The organism is Kluyvera georgiana ATCC 51603 (assembly GCF_001654985.1).
In the GTDB taxonomy this organism is placed as follows: domain Bacteria; phylum Pseudomonadota; class Gammaproteobacteria; order Enterobacterales; family Enterobacteriaceae; genus Kluyvera; species Kluyvera georgiana.
Genome location: NZ_LXEU01000136.1, coordinates 1 through 608, shown reverse-complemented (window position 1 = coordinate 608; position 608 = coordinate 1). Strand labels below are relative to the sequence as shown.

1 protein-coding gene is annotated in these 608 nt (G+C 45.1%); it reads right to left on the bottom strand.

Annotation, left to right across the window (positions count from 1 at the left end; genetic code table 11):
• Positions 1-75: 75 nt before the first annotated feature.
• Positions 76-510 carry an IS200/IS605 family transposase gene (gene tnpA / locus M989_RS24015; protein WP_064549266.1) on the bottom strand — a complete coding sequence of 145 codons (435 nt, stop codon included), beginning with the start codon at positions 508-510 and terminating at the stop codon, positions 76-78.
• Positions 511-608 lie beyond the last annotated feature (98 nt).

Below are 608 nucleotides of genomic sequence, written 5' to 3'. Positions count from 1 at the left end.
GTAAAAGACCACCTTCTGAGAAGGTGGCTTTTGAGAATGCCCCCTGTAAGGGGGGCTACTGTCAACTTTCGATTATTACTCTAGCAATTCCATCTGCTGTTCATGCGTTTGTTCCGCTTTCTCCTGATGCCGTACATATCTTCTGATAATTTCTTCATTCACCCCTACCGTATCGACAAAGTAGCCTCGGGACCAAAAATGGTTTCCCCATAGCTTCTTCCTGATATGTGGAAAACGGTTATAAAGCCTGATGGCACTTCGGCCTTTTAGATGGCCCATCAGAGTTGATATCGAGAGCTTAGGTGGGATGATTACTACCAGATGCACATGATCAGGCTGAACATTTAGCTCCAAAACCTCACAATCCTTTATTCCACAGAGGATATAGATCGTCCTGTACAGCTCCTTGCCCAGCTTATCTTTCAGGATCCTGAATCTGTACTTGGGCGTCCAGACTATGTGGTATTTGCAACGCCAATATACATGTGATGAACTCCTGTAAAGCCCCATGTCGGTTTGTCTCCTTTTACTTGTGGTGAGTAAGCAAAGATATTCCGACATGGGTATTCTTCAGGCTATAGCCTTACAGGATCAATCACCACCTCCCT

What these genes read in the sequence shown, in the direction of transcription:
- tnpA (WP_064549266.1), bottom strand. Translation starts at nt 510, where the DNA reads ATGGGGCTTTACAGGAGTTCATCACATGTATATTGGCGTTGCAAATAC.